Here is a 16189-nt window from a genome sequence, read left to right on the forward strand (position 1 = left end):
CGGTTTCAGCCGTTTAAAATAGGGACTGTAACGGCCCCACACCGGCGAGGCGAGCCACGGCTCGCCCCTAGCCCTCATCTACGGGATCAGCAGCTTCGGCTTGCGCCCGCGCTTCGGCTATCACCCTTTCCGCGGCCTGGACATCCTCATCAGGCACCCATAACCGATAGCCACCTGCGAAGGTGACATGCGGCAAGACGGACGCCATGTTGAAATTGTCCATATGGACCGCAAAGCCCGCATGCTCCAGAAGGCCTTTCACAACCAGGGCCTCGGTAAAATCCGACGATTCCCAGAATGGTGTCATATGCCAAGCCCCTTCCCCATTGGGTGCCAATGCTAAGCTCATGCTATCTTCCATCTCTGGTTCCAGTCTATAGAGATACGCCTCCACAGAAAACGCAGAAACACTTGGCAAAAAGGGTATGTTTCCTTTTTGTTATGCTTTCTTAAGCCCTTAGGGTTAGTATCGGACCAAGATCAGCAGGTTATTAACCATGACAACATCCATGACGGCTCCCGTATCGGTCGAAGACCTGAACCATCTGTTCAGAACATCGGTGCTTGGCGTCATGGTTCATCGGGATATGGCCGTCCTCTATGCCAATGAGCGCCTGGCCGGGCTGCTGCAGTATGAAGATGCGGATGCCCTGATAGCCCACGGCAACTTGGGGCCACACCTGCCCGCCGACATGCACCGGCGCCTGCGCGAACGCTGGAGCAACATCATCGGCGGCACCGAGGCGCTCGAACGCAACCGGCTCAGGCACATCACGTCCGACGGCCGGGAAATCTGGCTCGACGTTACCGACGAATGCATCCTGTGGCAGGACGGCAAACCCGCCATTCTCAGCACCGCCACCGACGTCAGCGCGGCGGTGGAGACCAATGAAAGCCTCCTCAGCTCCCTCAGGCGGCTGGAGGCCTCACTCGACACGATCCTGGAAGCCATCCCCACCGGGATCGCCATTTTCTCGGCAAGCGGCCGTCCGCGCATCGTCAACAGCGCCATGCGCACCCTGTTCCAGGAAGACCCCACTCCCAACGCCGAGGTGCCGCCGGTTGTCACCGAATTGTTGGCGCGCATGGACAGCTCCGACAAGGGGGAAACGGTCGAACGCGGGGTTCTGACGCCCATGGGCCGGGTCGTCGACCTTGTCGCCCGCCGCATGGACGATGATGCCATCATGCTGTCCGCCACCGATGTCAGCGACTGGCAGGCCCAGCAGGATAAGCTCCGCCACATGGCCGAGCGCGACGCGCTGACCACGCTCTTCAACCGCCGCGGCTTCAACGATGCCGTCAAGCCCGCGCTCCGGCGCATGGGCGACAAGGGCCAGCCCTGCGCGGTGATGGTGGTGGATATCGACCATTTCAAGCAGATCAACGACACCTACGGCCACGCCATCGGCGACCAGGCACTCAAAAGCATTTCCCACAGGCTGATGACCGAACTGCGCGATGATGACGTCATCGCCCGTATCGGCGGGGAAGAATTCTGCATCTTCCTGCCCGGCTGCACCGCGGAAACCGCGGAAGGCATCGCCAACCGGCTTCGAGCCAAGGTTTCAGAAACACCGGTGACGACCCGCCATGAACGGATCGCGATCACGGCATCCTTTGGGCTCAAGACCTGGGATGGCAGCGCACCACCCAAGCTGAGAGAGCTTGTCGCAGAAGCCGACGCCGCGCTTTACCGCGCCAAACAATTGGGCCGCAACCGCGTCGTCATCGCCTGAAGGCGATCTCTAACAGAATATAGCTTTCTCAGATATCCGCATCGCGCGGGGAGGCGTGCTTTGCCTTGCGCAAATAGGGTATCGCCCCTTGCATATACATCAGGATCGGGATCGGAATAAGCGCCAATAAACCGCCGCACACCGTCGCATACCCAAGGCACCCGACAAGAATATAAGTCGGCCAGAAATTCCTGAACCAGCGCAGGTGCTTGTCCCCTGCCGCCGCCAACAAGGCGGTCCGGCCTTCAGGGCCCAGGGCCATCCGGTAGAAAACCGGCATCAGGAAGTCCCCGAACACCCAAAGGGATATGCCCGCAATCATAACGATAAGGACCGTATGTTCGCTTGGTGCGTGACGGAACCAGTCAAACCAGGCGCTGACCAGCATCACGCCAATGGGGTAGGAAACCGAAATGATCCCGACCAAAAAGTTGCCGATAGCACGCAGGCGCCAGAGACCTGACGCCTGAATGATTCTTTCATGGTGGCAGAACCACATGAAGGCTAGACACAAGATCTGGAGGTTGAGAACGATTTCCCACCACCAGCGTGCGATAAAGATCTCCCGTCCGAACACCCCTGGCAGCAGATAGAACGCCACCATGAGCGACAGGATCGTCCCGACGATCAGAAGGGCAAGAGCACCAATGAAAGCGCGGCTGTCGTGGATGCGTCCTGCCATTCAATCCTGCCCGGGCGGGCCTCCTTAATCACTTCTTCTTGTATATCTTGCCGTCTTTCATGACAAAGTCCACATCCAACAGTTCGTGCAAGTCCTTGAGCGGGCTGCCATGCATGGCAACCACGTCGGCGATCTTGCCCGGCTCCAGCGTGCCCAGCTTATCGGACATGCCAGCGAGGTCGGCGGCATTGACGGTCGCGGATTTCAACACATCCATCGGCGTCATGCCAGCCTTGTTCATCAGGATCGCTTCTTCTGCGTTCATACCGTGGTGGGATACGCCACTGTCGGTGCCGAAAGCGATTTTCACACCGGCTTTATAGTCAGCCGTGAAATGCTTCAGCATGTCGCCGCCAACGCGGATGGCCTTGGCTTTGATGTCCTTGGGCATGAAGTTGCTGGTCTTGGCCATATGCACCACGGTGTCACCGGCCAGCAGCGTCGGCACAAGGTAAGCGCCGGTCTTCTTGAAGAGCTTGATCGATTCCGCATCGGCGTAGGAGCCATGCTCGATGCTGTCCACACCAGCGCGGAGCGCGGCATTGATACCACCAGCCGAGTGGGCATGAGCGGCGACCTTGCGGCCGAGGCTATGAGCTTCATCACAAATGGTTTTCATCTCGGCATCGGTCATCTGCTGGCCGGTACCGGTGCTGGTGTCCGACAGGACGCCACCGGTCGCCATGATCTTGATGACATCGGCACCATATTTGACTGCATAGCGCACGGCGTGCAGGCAGGAATCGGCACCGTCACACACGGTCTTCGGCGTTATCAGGTGCATGAAGTCAGGACGCATGCCGTCCACGTCGCCGTGGCCGCCGGTCGCCGACAGCGGGCTGCCCGCCGCAATGATGCGCGGCGCCGGGATCCAGCCCTTGGCCGAGGCGTCACGAAGCGCGAAGATATGCTCGGGCTCATCACCCAGGTCACGGACCGTGGTGAAGCCGGCCATCAGCGTGCGCTTGGCAAACATCACGCCCTGCATGCCGTAAAGGGCATTCGAATAGTGCAGGCGCTCATAGTCATTCTTCGGCCCGAGCTGGCCCAAGAGGTGGACGTGCATGTCCATCAGACCCGGCATGACGAAGCCGTCCTTGAAGTCCACTTCCTTGGCCTTCGGGTCAATTTCGCTGGCCGGAACATAGCCCTTGCGCACGGCCTTCACATGGCCGTCTTCAATGATGAGCGTCTGTTCCTTCAGGGGTGCCTTGCCCGGCACTTCGAGAAGCTGACCGGCGTGGATAACGGTGATCTGGCCCGCGAAGGCAACGCTCGCGGTCGCCATGGCGCCGACGGCAGCCACAGCCAAATTCTTGGTAATCATCTTAATGACGGACATGAAAATTCCTCCCTACTTCTTATTCGGTCTTTTCCTTGATCGGGCGGGAGTGTGGCACAGCTGCGCCCGATCACAAACTACACGAGTTCGTGAGCCGGGCCGCATTTTCCCAGGCTCACAAAAGCATACAATCACCGCGACAATCCGTTCGTGTCAGCGTAGGTCAAATCCTTGAGATACATGCGGATGGTGCCCATGCCGGTTTTAAACTCGGCGCGGATGGGCACGAGATACCGGCTGCCGGGCACCGCCTGCAGCCACAGACGCGGGGCGACATCCGCGTCATCGTCCTTGTCCTTGCGCTTCGCGGCCTTGGCTTCCCGCTTCAGGCGCTTCTTGCGCTGCTTTTCGGTCTCGATCAGCTTGCCCGCAACCAGGCGGTTCCCAACCAGACATTCCCGCGCGGGGCCATATTTCGGCGAATGGCTGCTTTTTTCCACCTCGACCATGTCGGGTCCGCATTTGAGTTGCCATTCAACGACCGAATCGCCATCGAAGACCCGGTAAGCCTTCACACCGTCCCCCGTGGCCGCAAGCGGCGGGTCCCGCAACAAGGCGACGATCAGCGAGGCCGGGTCAGGCCCGACCTGCATATCCTTCGGCACCGGTTCAAAGCGGTATTCCTTCAGCCATTTTGCAGGGAAATCCCGCTTCTGTTCCTTCAGTTTTCCAGCCCCATCGAACACCATGGTGCGGCTATAGTCGCTGCCGTCCCAGTGCCCGGCGGACACAAAGCGTTCAGCAGCAAGACCGCCGCCCTGGCCGAAACGCCCCGTCGCGGTGATTTCGCTATGGCCATTTGAAAACAGTTTGGCGATGCCCCGCATGCGGAAATCGATATCCAGGCGGTAATCATGGGGGTTCAGCGCCGCGACCGTTTCGGCCGTAGACACCACGAAACCATGCAGGATGAAATTATAGGTCGCGGCAATGCGTTCAGCCGCCGCAGCCGGGAGGCTGACGCCGATCAGACAGACCATACTGTAGGCAAGGGCTTTTATCCGCATCTCATCCACCCACATCCTCTGCCCTATTCTATCCAAAAAGAATGGGGCGATTCCAAGAATATCAGGTCGCGGGTTGCCAAAGTGTTACCGCCGCCCGCGTCAAAGGCCGAGATTTCAACCGGTCATGCTCCACAGAAGCGGCAGGATGAAGGCTGTCGCAAGCCCGTTGGCGGCCATGGCAAAGGCGGCCGCGGCGCCCATCAGGTCGCTGCGGCTGGCGGCTTCGGCCATACCGAGCGCGTGCCCCGCGGTCCCGAGCGCGAGGCCTGCCGTCAGGTCGTCGTCCACACCGAGACGCTTGAGGAACGGCGGCCCGATGATGGCGGCGACGAGCCCGGTGACGATCACCACCGCAGCGGCCAGCGCCGGGATACCGCCGATCGCCTGCGCCACCGTGATCGCCAGTGGCGTGGTGATGGATTTGTTGGCGAGGCTTGCGGCTACCGTGGCTGGAGCCTTGAGCCAGAAGGCTACCGCAAGCGCCGAGCCTACCCCGCTTATGGACCCCGCCACCAAGGCGACCGACACCGCCATTGCTTCCTGCCGGATCGCCGCGGCGTTGCGGTAGAGCGGCAGCGCCAAGGCCGCCACCGCCGCCATCAGCAGATGATGCAGCGTGGCTGTCCCGTGCTGATAGTCCACCAGTTTCACCCCCGGCAGTGACATCACAAATGCCAGCACAATCACCGGCAACAGCACGGGGTGCAGCCACGGCTTGCGCCCCGTGGCCCGGAACAGCATGTCGGACGCGGCATAAAGCCCAAGCGTGACGAAGAACCACAGTGCCGGCATCATGGCGTGCCCTCCCCCCTGCCTGCCTGCGCCTTCCTGAGCCCCCTGAAGACCAGCGCGGTGACCGCGAGGCCGACGAAGGTGCTGATGCTGACCGCGAACAGAAGCGCAGCCCAGGACCGGACAACCACATCCATCACAGCGACAATGGCGACAAGCGGTGGAATGAAGAAAAGCGGGAACAGCCGGAACAAAAGCCCGGCCCCGGCGGATAGGGTGGCGGGCACCCGTTTCTGAAAGGCGAGCCCAAGCGTCAGGAGCGCCATGGCAAGCACCGGTGCGGGCAGGTTGAGGCCGTAACGGCGCACGCCCCAGTCAACCACCTCGACAAGGCCGAGGAAAAAGCCGACACCGAGCACCGACTGCACCACGCTGGCCTTCTCGGCCGCATCTTCTGGCTGATGTTCGGGGTGATGCTTCATGGGCTCCGCTCTTACTGTCCGGGGCCAGTGTTGCCACAAGGACGGACAAAGACAAGAGCGGAGCCCATTTAGGGGCCTTCTTCAGGCTGGTTTTCTTAAAGTCCGTAGCGCACGCGCTCGAGAAAGCTGTCGGTCTGTTCCCCCAGCGTCCCGGCCAGCGCTTCCAGCTGAGCGATGGCGCTGAGCACATTGACGGCCTCGACTTCAGACTGGCGCGCCTTGCCTTCCACATTTGTGGCATTGTCGGCGGCCGCACGCGTGCCTTCGGACGCCTGCTGGACCGAGCGGGCGATATCACGCGTGGCGGCATCCTGTTCCTCCACAGCGGCCGCAATGGCAGTGGCGCCGACATTGATATCGCGGATCATGTCATTGATCGCCCGGATCGCCTTGACGGCATCATCCGTGGCTTCCTGCACGCCACCGATGCGTTTATGGATGCCGTCCGCTGCCTTGGCCGATTCGCCCGCGAGGTTCTTCACCTCGGTCGCGACAACGGCAAAGCCTTTGCCCACTTCACCCGCCCGCGCGGCTTCAATGGTGGCGTTAAGCGCCAGCAGGTTGGTCTGTTCGGCGATTTCGGTGATGAGCGCCACGACCGAGCCGATTTCCTGCGCCCGTTCGGACAGAACCTCGATCCGGCCAGCGATGTTTTCGGCTTGGGATACGGCGTCGGCGGTCAGGCGGCTTGTCTGATCCACCTGGCGGGAAATTTCCGAGGTCGAGCCCGAAAGTTCGGTCGCGGCGCCCGAAACCGCATCGACGTTTGACGACGCATCCCGCGTGGCGTTTGAGATTTGCGCGGCGCCCTCCATGCTCTGACGGGCCTGGTCCTGCAGGCTTTCAGCCACATTCTTCATGCCCGACGCCATGGAAACCACATCCTTGACGATCTGCTGCACCGAGGCTTCGAACTCACCGGCGAGCCCATCCAGGAGCGCGCGTTTCTCTTCCTTGGCCTTTTCCTCGGCCTCGGCCTGCGCGTCACGGAGCGCGTCGGCTTCTTCCTTGGCGCTGGTGGCCCTGTCGGCCGCTGCGAGCGCATCCTTGGCCGCCTGTTCGGCCATTTCGCTGGCGGCATGGGCCTTTTCGGCTTCGGCGAGCGCTTTTTTATGCTCCTGCTCCACCTGCCCGAACAAGCCATGGACCTGGTTTGTCACCCACAAAAGGCCCGCAGTCAGCACCGTAAAGGCGACGATATTGAAGCCGACCTCGAAAATCCCGGCACCACCCGGGAACAGAAGCGCAGGCGCCACCCCCATCATCACGGCATAGTAAAGCACGGTCGCTACCGCCGCCGTCACCAGACTGCGCCAGCAGAATGTGGACGACAGAAGCGCGATCACGGTCGCGAAATACAGGTGAACGTCCTTCTGCCACGGATGCCCCTGATAGAGGGCGACGAGCGCGCCTGCCGCCATGGTCAGCGCAACCGCCAGCACCATGCGTCCGGCAAGCGGCGGCGCAAACCGGGCCGCGAGCGTGGCGGCGGTCGCCAGGGCGGCAATAATGCCAGCCACGATCACCGTGTGGCTGCTGCCCGCCCACCAGCCGTGGACAAAGGCAGCTGGCACATGCGCCCACAGGAAGAAAAGAAGAACCCGGACAACGTTCGTCCGGAGGTCGTCAAGCTTGATCATAAGACCCCCATTTCAGTCGGCCACAAAGCCGGTACATACCGCACCGGCATAAAGTATTCATACACACGCCCGCCTGTCCTACGTCCACCTCTGCCAGGGACACACCGAGCGACATTTTCGCATTCCTGGCCGATGCGGACGTCCTTTGCCTTGACCAAAAGCAAGCGCGTGCCATTTTCTCCCCCATGGACAGAACGGACAGGGGAGGATGAAGAGTATGGCCAAAACCTATTACGAAGATATTGACGTCGGCGCGACCGAGGAATTCGGCGCCTATGAGGTCACGCGCGAAGAACTGCTGGACTTCGCCGGCAAATACGACCCTCAGCCCTTCCATCTGGACGAGGACGCCGCCAAACGGTCCGTATTCGGGTCGCTGTGTACAAGCGGCTGGCACACCTGCGCCATGACCATGCGCATGCTGGTTGACCATATGCGCGAAACCGGTTTTGCCGGTCTCGGCTCACCGGGTATCGACAATATCCGCTGGAAAAAGCCGGTGTTCCCGGGCGATGTGCTTTCGGTCCGCACCAAAGTCGCCGAAAAGCGTGAAAGCCAGTCGCGCCCCAACCTGGGCCTCGTCAAATCAGACTATGACGTCAAGAACCAGAAGGGCGAGGTGGTGATGACCATGACCACCAACGTCATGGTCGCCAAACGCCCAGCCTGACTTAGGTTCCTTCAGGCAGCCGCCTGCCTGCGTCGCCGTTTGATGGCGGCAGGCAGGCGCGCGGCAAAAAGCCCGGCCAGAATGGCACCGTAGATGAGCGGCTCCAGCTGGAAGCCCTTGCGCATCATCACGAAATGGAAGATGGCGAGCACGCCGGTGGCATAGACAAGCTTATGCAACTTCTGCCAGCGCTTGGCCTTCAGCCGCCGCACCCAGCCCTTGGTGCTGGTAACCGCAAGCGGGATCAGAAGCAGAAACGCCGTCATGCCGACGGTGATATAGATGCGTTTCAGGATATCCGCCCACAGTTCGCCCCAGGCGAAATATTTATCCAGCCAGACGTAGCTGATGATGTGCAGGCAGCCATAGAAGAAGGCATAAAGCCCGATCATGCGCCGGAACAGGATCGGCTTCGGCGATTTCAGAAGCTTCGACAAAGGCGTGATCGCCAGCGTGATCAGAAGCATCCTCAGGGTCCAGTCCCCGGTGAAACGGTTGGAGGCTTCCTGCGGGTTGAAGCCGAGCGCATTGGGCTGATACTGGAACGCCAGCCACCAGTTATAGGCCAGCCATAAGGCGGGCAGCAGCAGCGCCACGAACACTAGGGGCTTGCCGTAGCGCCGGAGTGTGGGGACCGAAACCGTCACAGGCATCAGAAATTGGCCCTCAGGTCCATGCCGGTATATAGGCTCGCCACCTTGTCACCATAGCCGTTGAACATCAGGGTCTTCCGGCGGCCGAATTCACCGATCCGGCGCTCGCGCTTCTGGCTCCAGCGCGGGTGGTCCACCTCGGGGTTCACGTTCGAATAGAAGCCGTACTCATTGGGCGCCGACATGTTCCAACTGGTCTTCGGCTTCGTGTCGGTGAAATGGATACGCACGATCGATTTGATCGACTTGAAGCCATATTTCCACGGCACCACGAGCCGAAGCGGCGCGCCGTTCTGGTTCGGCAGTTCCTTGCCGTAAAGCCCGACCGCGACGAAGGCCAGGTCATTCATGGCTTCATCCATGCGCAAGCCTTCCCGGTAGGGCCAGTCGAGCACCGGCCAGCGGATACCCGGCATCTGTTTCCGGTCCGCCAGTGTTTCGAAGGCAACATACTTGGCCCCCGATTCTGGCCCCAGTTTCTTGAGAATCGACGCAAGCGGAACACCAACCCACGGGATGACCATCGACCAGGCTTCCACGCAGCGGTGCCGATAAATTCTTTCTTCGAGCGCTGCGTAATCGACAAGGTCTTCGACCCCGAAGGTGCCCTTCTTTTCAACCATGCCGTCCACTTTCACAGACCATGGTGCCGGCCGAAGCTGCCAGGCGTTTTTGGCCGGATCGTCCTTGTGGGTGCCGAATTCGTAATAATTATTATAGCCCGTCACCGCATTATAGGGCGTCATCGTCTCGCCGGGGTCGAAATCGGTATGGCGGAAATTCAGCGGCTTGAGCACACGGTCGTCTGAGGCGAAAGCAGGCAGGCTCATAGCCAGCCCCGCGGCAAGTCCGCCCATCAGGCCGCTTTTCATGAAACGCCGGCGGTTCAGATAGATTTTCTCGGGCGTGACGCTAGCTTCGCCCTCTTCCCAACTTTCACGCGATTTAATCAACATCGGCACAATCTCCTTACCTGCAGCTTATCAACTGGCTGGTAACGGTCCAGTAACGTCTTGTTGCAAGAATGGTGAGATAGCGGGACTGAGTTTGTTGTCCGCCGCTGAAAAAAATATATATAACGCCCCGGTAAAAAGTTAGTGGAAGCCCCTTTATGAAAACTGCCAGCATCGATGACCTGTGCTTCGATGATGCCGCAACGACCATGTACGACTATTGGTTATCGTTGCCACGCCCTGAGGGACAGGTGTGTCCGAAACGGTCGGATTTCGATTTCGACCAAGTCAAGGAAATCGACGGCAGCATTTATCTGAGTGAATGGGTGTCCGAGGATGTGCTCGCCGTGGCGCGCTGTGGCGATGACATCAACAAATTCATCGGCGCGGACCTGACCGGCATCAACATGCTGCAGATCTCGATCGGTGAAACCCAGGAACGCGAAACCGCTTACTATCATTTGCTGAGACAGACACCGTGCGCCGGTGTCCTTTGCCGCGGATCCGTTGACATCAAGGGACAGCGCGCCCGTTATTTCGTCTTGCATTTGCCACTGCTCGATTACGCCAACAGGCCCCATTATTTGATTGGTGTCGGCCGAGTATTCGATTTTGACGGCCCGGGATCTTATGCCGCCAACCGGATTAACGATGCTGTCGTTCTCGAACGCAAACTGGTCGACATCGGCGCAGGGCTTCCCCCTGGGTTTGAGCCAAGCCAGAAATCCGTAGCGTAAATTAGCGCTTGCCTATTCCCAAAGGCAGCCTAAAACTTGACACGCCTTGAGACGAGCCACACCGCAGAAAACAAAGCTCCCGCGTGTGACACATAAATACTGAGTACGCCTTTTCCGGTCCGAAATTAAATAAAGACCGAAAAGGTCTTGTTTTTCTATCGCTTGAAATCAAGTGCAGGTTAGTGCCAAGGTGCCTTGGCTGTTTTATTTATTACCCCTAAAGGCCGCGTTTATTTATGAACGAAGCGCTCCAGATGCTACGCCATTCTAAAGCCACCCAGGACCTGGTGCGCTTTTGGCTCAATCTGCCGCGCCCCGAAGGCCAGGTCTGCCCTAAGCGTTCAGACTTTTCTTCCGCCCAGATCAACGGGGCGCTTCCGGAAGTTTTCCTCAGTGAATGGTACAGCGAAGACGTACTGGCCATTGTTCAGGCAGGCACCGTGCTCGACCGGCTGTTGGGGCTCGACATTACCGGGCACAATATCTTCGATATCCTGCCGGAAGAACTGAAGGAGCCCGAACGCATCTATTATCGTGCGCTTAGGGACCAGCCGTGCGCCGGGCTCATCACCCGAAGCGCCAATAACCTGCGCGGCAAACCCTTTGTCTACCGCACCATCCAGCTGCCGCTTCTGGACCCGTTCGGCAAGGTGCACTATTTCGTCGGCACCGGCGCCGCGCTCGAAGGCAAACAGCTGGAGCAGGAATTCGGCCAGACCAATTTCAAAAGCATCCGGCTGCTGGAGCGGCGGTTTTTCGATATCGGCGCCGGCGTGCCGGGTGACGACAAGCTGGGCGAGACCATTCTGGACTTCCAGCCCCATCGCTGACACGCGCATTTTCGCACCAAACACCCTAAGCACCTGCGTGACCGAACCTTTTACCAAGCTCAACCACAACGCTTGATAAATTCGCGCATTCAGATACATTGAGGGCCGTTCCCGCAACCTCGCCAAGCGCGGAAACCTGTACCCGTACGCCACAACAGACAAAAAGACCCAATGCCCCATGTATGAAGAGCTGACAGCGCTCAACCACTCAAAAGCAACCGAATATCTGATCCAATTCTGGTTAAAACTTCCACGCGAAGCGGGGCGGGTTTGTCCGAAGCGCGCCGACTTTTCCTCAGCGCAGATCAACGGTGCCTTGCCGGAAGTTTTCCTCAGCGAATGGCAGGACGACAAGCTTGTCGTCGTCCAGGCGGGAACGGTGCTTGACCGCCTGATCGGCCTCGACATGACGGGCCGGAATATATTCGACATCTTGCCCGAGCCCCTGCGCATCCCTGAGACGCTCTATTACCGGCAACTGCGTGACCAGCCCTGCGCCGGGATGATCAGCCGCAGCACCATAGACTTCCGGGAACGCCCCTTTGTCTACCGCACCATCCAGCTGCCGCTTATGGACCCGTTCGGCAAGGTCCGCTATTTCGTCGGCACAGGTTATGAAGTCCCGCGCGATGAGCTGATCGCCAAATTGGGGGCCGAGGCTGTCGACCATACCAATCTGGTTGAACGCGAATTTTTCGACATTGGCGCCGGCGTGCCTGACAGCAAAAGCGACACCGCAGGGGATGCCCCCTCGCAAAAGCTTTAACGCTGGAAGTCGTACACACTGCCCAGTTGCAGGATCTGGGTCAGCTCATCCAGGGCCGCAAAGCTTTCTTCCATCAGTTTCGGGTCCGCCAGGTCATCCGGCATCAGCCGGTCACGGTAATGGCGCTTCGCCCAAACCCTTAGCGTTTCCAGCCGGGCATCATCCAGAATAGTGTTGCCGCCCATGGCGGCCCTGTCGTCATCCGACAGCGCGACCCGCAGCCTCAGGCACGCGGGGCCGCCGCCGTTGCGCATACTTTGGCGCACATCCAGATAGTCGGCATGGTGAATGGTGCCGCCGGTGGCGATCAGCTCCTCCACATAGAGGCGGGTGGACGGCGTCTCCTTCACCTCCGATGGCAGGATCAGCGTCATGCCCTTGCGGCCGGGCACCGTGACGAGCTGGCTGTTGAACAGATAGGACTTCACCGCGTCCTCCAGCGGCACCTTCGCCTTGGGCACTTCGATGAAGGCGACCTGCGTGCCATCCATGGCATCACGGATGGTATCCTGCAGCTTGGGCACCTCGGTGAAGGCTTCCTCATGATAGAAGAAGACATTCTTGTTATTGACCGCCACCACATCGTTATGGAAAGCACCCGCGTTGATCGCCGCCGGGTTCTGGCGCACGAACAGCGCCTTGCCGGGCTTGATACCGTGCTGGCGGGCAAGCGCCTTTGAGGCTTCCATGGTCTGGCGGCCCGGGTAGGTCAGTTCCTTTGCGGTCTCGAACGCGCCACGGCCATAGACGAACAGCTCCACGCCGGGCTCGCCATAATCGGCGCACAGGCGGTTATGGTTGGCCGCGCCCTCGTCGCCCATATGGACCCCGCCCTCAAGCGGGGCGTGGTGGGTGAAACGCTCCCCTTCCGGGAACATCACCTTGAGGATGCGGGCGGTCGTCGGCGCCTCGATCGAGCGGTGATACATGGCAGCAAGGTTCGCGGGGGTGAAATGGGTCCGGCCATCCAGTGTGTCCGGCGCGGGCGATATGGTGGCCGCGTTCGCGGTCCACATCGCGGCGGAGGACGCCACGTTGGCGATAAGCGCCGGGCTGGATCTCCAGGCCTCCGTCAGGATTTCCGCATCCGAGCCGGTAAAGCCATGCGCCCGGAGCGTGCTGAGGTGCGGCCGGTCATGGGGCGGCAACACCCCCTGGATGAGACCAAGCGAGCGCAAATGCGCCGCCTTGTCGAGCCCCTGCAACACGCCCTCAAGCGGGTTGGCCACCTGCCCCCGGTTGCTGGCCGACGCCACATTGCCGTAAGAAAGCCCGGCGTAATTGTGTGTCGGACCGACGAGACCGTCGAAATTGACTTCCTGCCACGCCATCTGCGTGTCTCCTTACTTGCCTGCCGCCCGCGCGGATCAGCCTCAGTCCAGCTTCAGCCCCTTGGGGGGCGCGGCCACGACAACGCGGCCTTCGGCCTGTTCCATGGTCGCCACCGCATAGGCGCAATAGTCGGCGGCATAATAGGCGCTCGGGCGGTGGTTGCCCGACCAGCCGATACCGCCGAACGGCGCGGTCGAGGCCGCCCCCGTCAGCTGCTGGTTCCAGTTGACGATGCCGGCCTTCGCGCGCGGGTAAAACTGGTCATACAAAGCCCGGCTATCGGAGATCAGCCCCGACGCGAGCCCGTAACGGGTGTTGTTAGCCTCCCGGATGGCGTCCTCGAAATCCTTGACGCGGATCAACTGCAGGAACGGCCCGAACACTTCTTCGTCCGGGCGGTCCTTTACCGCCGTCACATCGATGAGGCCTGGGGTGATATAAGCATCCCCGCGCTCCAGCCGCTCAGCGCGGCAGAGCACACGCCCGCCGGACGCCTCAAGCCGGGCTTGCGCTTCCAGCACCTTACCGGCCGCCCCGGCGGACACGAGCGGACCCATATAGGCCTCTTCCGCATCATTCCAGGCGCCGACCGTGATGCCGTCCATGGTGGCCATCAGGGTATCGACAAATTCATCCCCGGCTTCCCCGTTCGGCACGATCAGGCGGCGGGCGCAGGTGCAGCGCTGGCCGGAGGACACGAACGCCGACAGGATGGTCATCACCGCCGCCGCTTGCGTGTCTTCCACCTCATGGACGATCAGCGGGTTGTTGCCGCCCATCTCCAAGGCCTGGATGACATTGGGCCGATCCACCAGCGTGCGGGAAATGGCAAGGCCGGTGTTGGCGCTGCCGGTAAACAAAAGCCCATCGATGCCGGGGTTGGCCACAAGGGCCGCGCCGGTGTCACGCCCGCCCTGGATGAGGTTGATCACACCCTTCGGCAGGCCGGCACCATCCCATATTTCGACCATCAGCTCGGCCACCGCAGGCGTCAGCTCGCTCGGTTTGAACACCACGGTATTGCCAGCGATCAGCGCGGGCACGATATGGCCGTTCGGCAGGTGGCCGGGGAAGTTATAGGGGCCGAACACCGCCATCACACCGTGCGGCCGGTGCGTCAGCCGCGCGCGGATGGCGCCGTTCACCGCCTCGCGGCTGCCAGTGCGTTCGTCATAGGCCTTCAGCGAAATCTCGACCTTGTTGATCATCGCCGTGGCTTCGCCGGTTGCATCCCACAGCACCTTGCCCGCGTCCTTGGCGATCAGCTCAGCGAGTTCGTCCTTGCGCGCGGTCAGCCCCTTGGCGTAGGCGCGGACGATCTCGATCCGGCGCTCAAGCGGCGTCATCGCCCAGCTATCGAAAGCGGCCTGGGCGGCTTCCACCGCCGCGGCCACCTGGGCCGCGGATGCCGCGAACCCTTCCCACAGCATGCTGCCGTCCGCCGGGTTGATGGAGGTGAAAACCTCGCCTTCGCCCGCCATCCATTCACCGCCGATAAAATGCGTCATGACTGAGTACTCCCTACTGTCCTGTTATTTGGTTTGTGCCGTGGTGCGGATGCGGTCGATCGGGCTGTAGCGAAGGTCATCCCCCTCATTCAGCTCCAGCAGTTGTGCCGCCTCGTATGGCATCCACTGCCCGCTTGAGCCCTCAATCACATTGGTGAGCACGACGCGGAAATTTTCAAGCGACGGATTGCAGGCCAGATGCTTCGGGTCATGCCCCTCGCCTTCAACCGTCCCGCCGAGCGTACCGCCGATGCTTTTGCGCACGGTCCAGATACCGCGCCGGTGCACCTCATAGGCCGGGCCGCCATCGAAAATATCGACCGCGCCCGAGAAGCGGAACCCTTCGTTTTCCAGAAGTTTGATCGCGGGCCGTGCGCTGTCATGCGGCTTGCCGATGACATTGCGCGCCGCTTCCGGCAATAGCGCCCGATAGATGGGGAACTTGGGCATAAGATCGGCGATAAACTGGCTGTTGCCACGGCCGTTGATCTCATCCGCCGTTTTGAAGTCCATCTGGAAGAAATGACGGCCGATCGCCTCCCAGAAGGGTGAGTTGCCCTTGTCGTCAATCCAGCCGCGGATTTCCGAAATCACCGCGTCGGAGAAACGGTCCGGGTGCGCCGCCATCAGAAGATAGCGCGCCTTTGAAAGCAGTTTGCCCAGCTTGCCGACCCTATAGTCCGGGTCCAGGAACAGTGTCGCCACCTCGGTGGTGCCGACAAAATCGTTGGAAAGCTGGAGGATTTCGGTATCGACCCTGAGTTCCGGGTCATGGGAGACCTGGGTCACGTGCAGGATGCGGTAGCTGTAGAAAGGCTGGTCGAGCCCGACACCGGAGATCAGCGCGCTGGTGCCCGCGATCACGCCCTTCTTCACGTCTTCCAGCACTAGCAGGTACGAACGCTTATCGGTCAGGCCCACGGGGGCCGAAAAAGCCACCAGCGATTCGGTCACCTTTTTCTCAAGGCTGGACCGGTGGTCCGGCAGGGTCGTCAGTCCCGTGCCGGTCTTCTTGGCAAGCTCAAGGAGGCCATCGATATCCTCCATTCGTGCGGGTCGCACCACAAACATGAAATTTCCCTCCAAAGTCCGGGCAACTGATCAGGGCCCCGGGTG

The 16189-nt window shown here is 60.6% G+C and carries 17 protein-coding genes; 5 read left to right on the forward strand and 12 right to left on the reverse strand.

What is annotated here, in order from left to right; genetic code table 11:
* Positions 1-67 precede the first annotated feature (67 nt).
* Positions 68-307 (reverse strand): putative signal transducing protein, encoded by a 240-nt coding sequence (locus K6118_RS11495; RefSeq protein WP_247120497.1) that lies wholly within the window; start codon positions 305-307, stop codon positions 68-70.
* A gap of 202 nt (positions 308-509) precedes the next feature.
* Here K6118_RS11495 and K6118_RS11500 point away from each other — a divergent pair, with 202 nt between their 5' ends.
* The gene (locus K6118_RS11500; RefSeq protein WP_247120498.1) at positions 510-1739 is read left to right on the forward strand and encodes a sensor domain-containing diguanylate cyclase; all 1230 of its coding nucleotides are present in this window, start codon (positions 510-512) and stop codon (positions 1737-1739) included.
* Positions 1740-1767: 28 nt separating this feature from the next.
* Here K6118_RS11500 and K6118_RS11505 read toward each other — a convergent pair whose 3' ends face one another.
* From K6118_RS11505 to K6118_RS11530, 6 genes are all read right to left on the reverse strand, one after another.
* Positions 1768-2421, reverse strand: coding sequence for a hypothetical protein (locus K6118_RS11505; RefSeq protein WP_247120499.1), 654 nt, complete (start codon positions 2419-2421; stop codon positions 1768-1770).
* Positions 2422-2449: 28 nt separating this feature from the next.
* The gene (locus tag K6118_RS11510) at positions 2450-3763 is read right to left on the reverse strand and encodes a metal-dependent hydrolase family protein (protein WP_247120500.1); all 1314 of its coding nucleotides are present in this window, start codon (positions 3761-3763) and stop codon (positions 2450-2452) included.
* A 131-nt stretch (positions 3764-3894) separates the two neighbouring features.
* Positions 3895-4770, reverse strand: coding sequence for a DUF3108 domain-containing protein (locus K6118_RS11515; RefSeq protein ID WP_247120501.1), 876 nt, complete (start codon positions 4768-4770; stop codon positions 3895-3897).
* 114 nt (positions 4771-4884) lie between these two features.
* Positions 4885-5565: an LrgB family protein gene (locus tag K6118_RS11520; protein WP_247120502.1), complete on the reverse strand. Its 681-nt coding sequence runs from the start codon at positions 5563-5565 to the stop codon at positions 4885-4887.
* The gene (locus tag K6118_RS11525) at positions 5562-5984 is read right to left on the reverse strand and encodes a CidA/LrgA family protein (protein WP_247120503.1); all 423 of its coding nucleotides are present in this window, start codon (positions 5982-5984) and stop codon (positions 5562-5564) included. The genes K6118_RS11520 and K6118_RS11525 overlap by 4 nt, the downstream gene beginning before the upstream one ends.
* Positions 5985-6079: 95 nt before the next feature.
* Positions 6080-7624 (reverse strand): methyl-accepting chemotaxis protein, encoded by a 1545-nt coding sequence (locus K6118_RS11530; RefSeq protein WP_247120504.1) that lies wholly within the window; start codon positions 7622-7624, stop codon positions 6080-6082.
* 217 nt (positions 7625-7841) lie between these two features.
* Here K6118_RS11530 and K6118_RS11535 point away from each other — a divergent pair, with 217 nt between their 5' ends.
* A complete protein-coding gene (locus tag K6118_RS11535; RefSeq protein ID WP_247120505.1) occupies positions 7842-8294 on the forward strand; it encodes a MaoC family dehydratase in 453 nt (150 codons plus the stop codon).
* Positions 8295-8305: 11 nt separating this feature from the next.
* Here K6118_RS11535 and K6118_RS11540 read toward each other — a convergent pair whose 3' ends face one another.
* Together K6118_RS11540 and msrP are read right to left on the reverse strand one after the other, a co-directional pair.
* The gene (locus K6118_RS11540; protein WP_247120506.1) at positions 8306-8947 is read right to left on the reverse strand and encodes a protein-methionine-sulfoxide reductase heme-binding subunit MsrQ; all 642 of its coding nucleotides are present in this window, start codon (positions 8945-8947) and stop codon (positions 8306-8308) included.
* Positions 8947-9903: a protein-methionine-sulfoxide reductase catalytic subunit MsrP gene (msrP, locus tag K6118_RS11545; RefSeq protein WP_247120507.1), complete on the reverse strand. Its 957-nt coding sequence runs from the start codon at positions 9901-9903 to the stop codon at positions 8947-8949. The genes K6118_RS11540 and msrP overlap by 1 nt, the downstream gene beginning before the upstream one ends.
* A 155-nt stretch (positions 9904-10058) precedes the next feature.
* Here msrP and K6118_RS11550 point away from each other — a divergent pair, with 155 nt between their 5' ends.
* The 3 genes from K6118_RS11550 to K6118_RS11560 all read left to right on the forward strand — a co-directional run bounded on the left by K6118_RS11550 (position 10059) and on the right by K6118_RS11560 (position 12233).
* Positions 10059-10637: a PAS domain-containing protein gene (locus K6118_RS11550; RefSeq protein ID WP_247120508.1), complete on the forward strand. Its 579-nt coding sequence runs from the start codon at positions 10059-10061 to the stop codon at positions 10635-10637.
* Between the two features lie 254 nt (positions 10638-10891).
* A complete protein-coding gene (locus K6118_RS11555) occupies positions 10892-11467 on the forward strand; it encodes a PAS domain-containing protein (RefSeq protein ID WP_247120509.1) in 576 nt (191 codons plus the stop codon).
* Positions 11468-11645: 178 nt separating this feature from the next.
* Entirely contained in the window at positions 11646-12233 is a 588-nt protein-coding gene (locus K6118_RS11560) for a PAS domain-containing protein (protein WP_247120510.1), read from the forward strand.
* Here the strand turns inward: K6118_RS11560 and astB are convergent.
* Genes astB through K6118_RS11575 form a run of 3 tightly spaced genes read right to left on the reverse strand, consistent with a single transcriptional unit; the run spans position 12230 to position 16144 of the window.
* Complete coding sequence (gene astB / locus K6118_RS11565) at positions 12230-13564, reverse strand: N-succinylarginine dihydrolase (RefSeq protein ID WP_247120511.1); 1335 nt, start codon at positions 13562-13564, stop codon at positions 12230-12232. The two genes, K6118_RS11560 and astB, sit on opposite strands and share 4 nt — an antisense overlap.
* Positions 13565-13606: 42 nt before the next feature.
* Entirely contained in the window at positions 13607-15073 is a 1467-nt protein-coding gene (gene astD, locus K6118_RS11570) for a succinylglutamate-semialdehyde dehydrogenase (protein ID WP_247120512.1), read from the reverse strand.
* A 24-nt stretch (positions 15074-15097) separates the two neighbouring features.
* Entirely contained in the window at positions 15098-16144 is a 1047-nt protein-coding gene (locus K6118_RS11575) for an arginine N-succinyltransferase (RefSeq protein WP_247120513.1), read from the reverse strand.
* Positions 16145-16189: the final 45 nt, after the last annotated feature.

The organism is Kordiimonas marina, from assembly GCF_023006325.1.
GTDB classification, from domain to species: domain Bacteria; phylum Pseudomonadota; class Alphaproteobacteria; order Sphingomonadales; family Kordiimonadaceae; genus Kordiimonas; species Kordiimonas marina.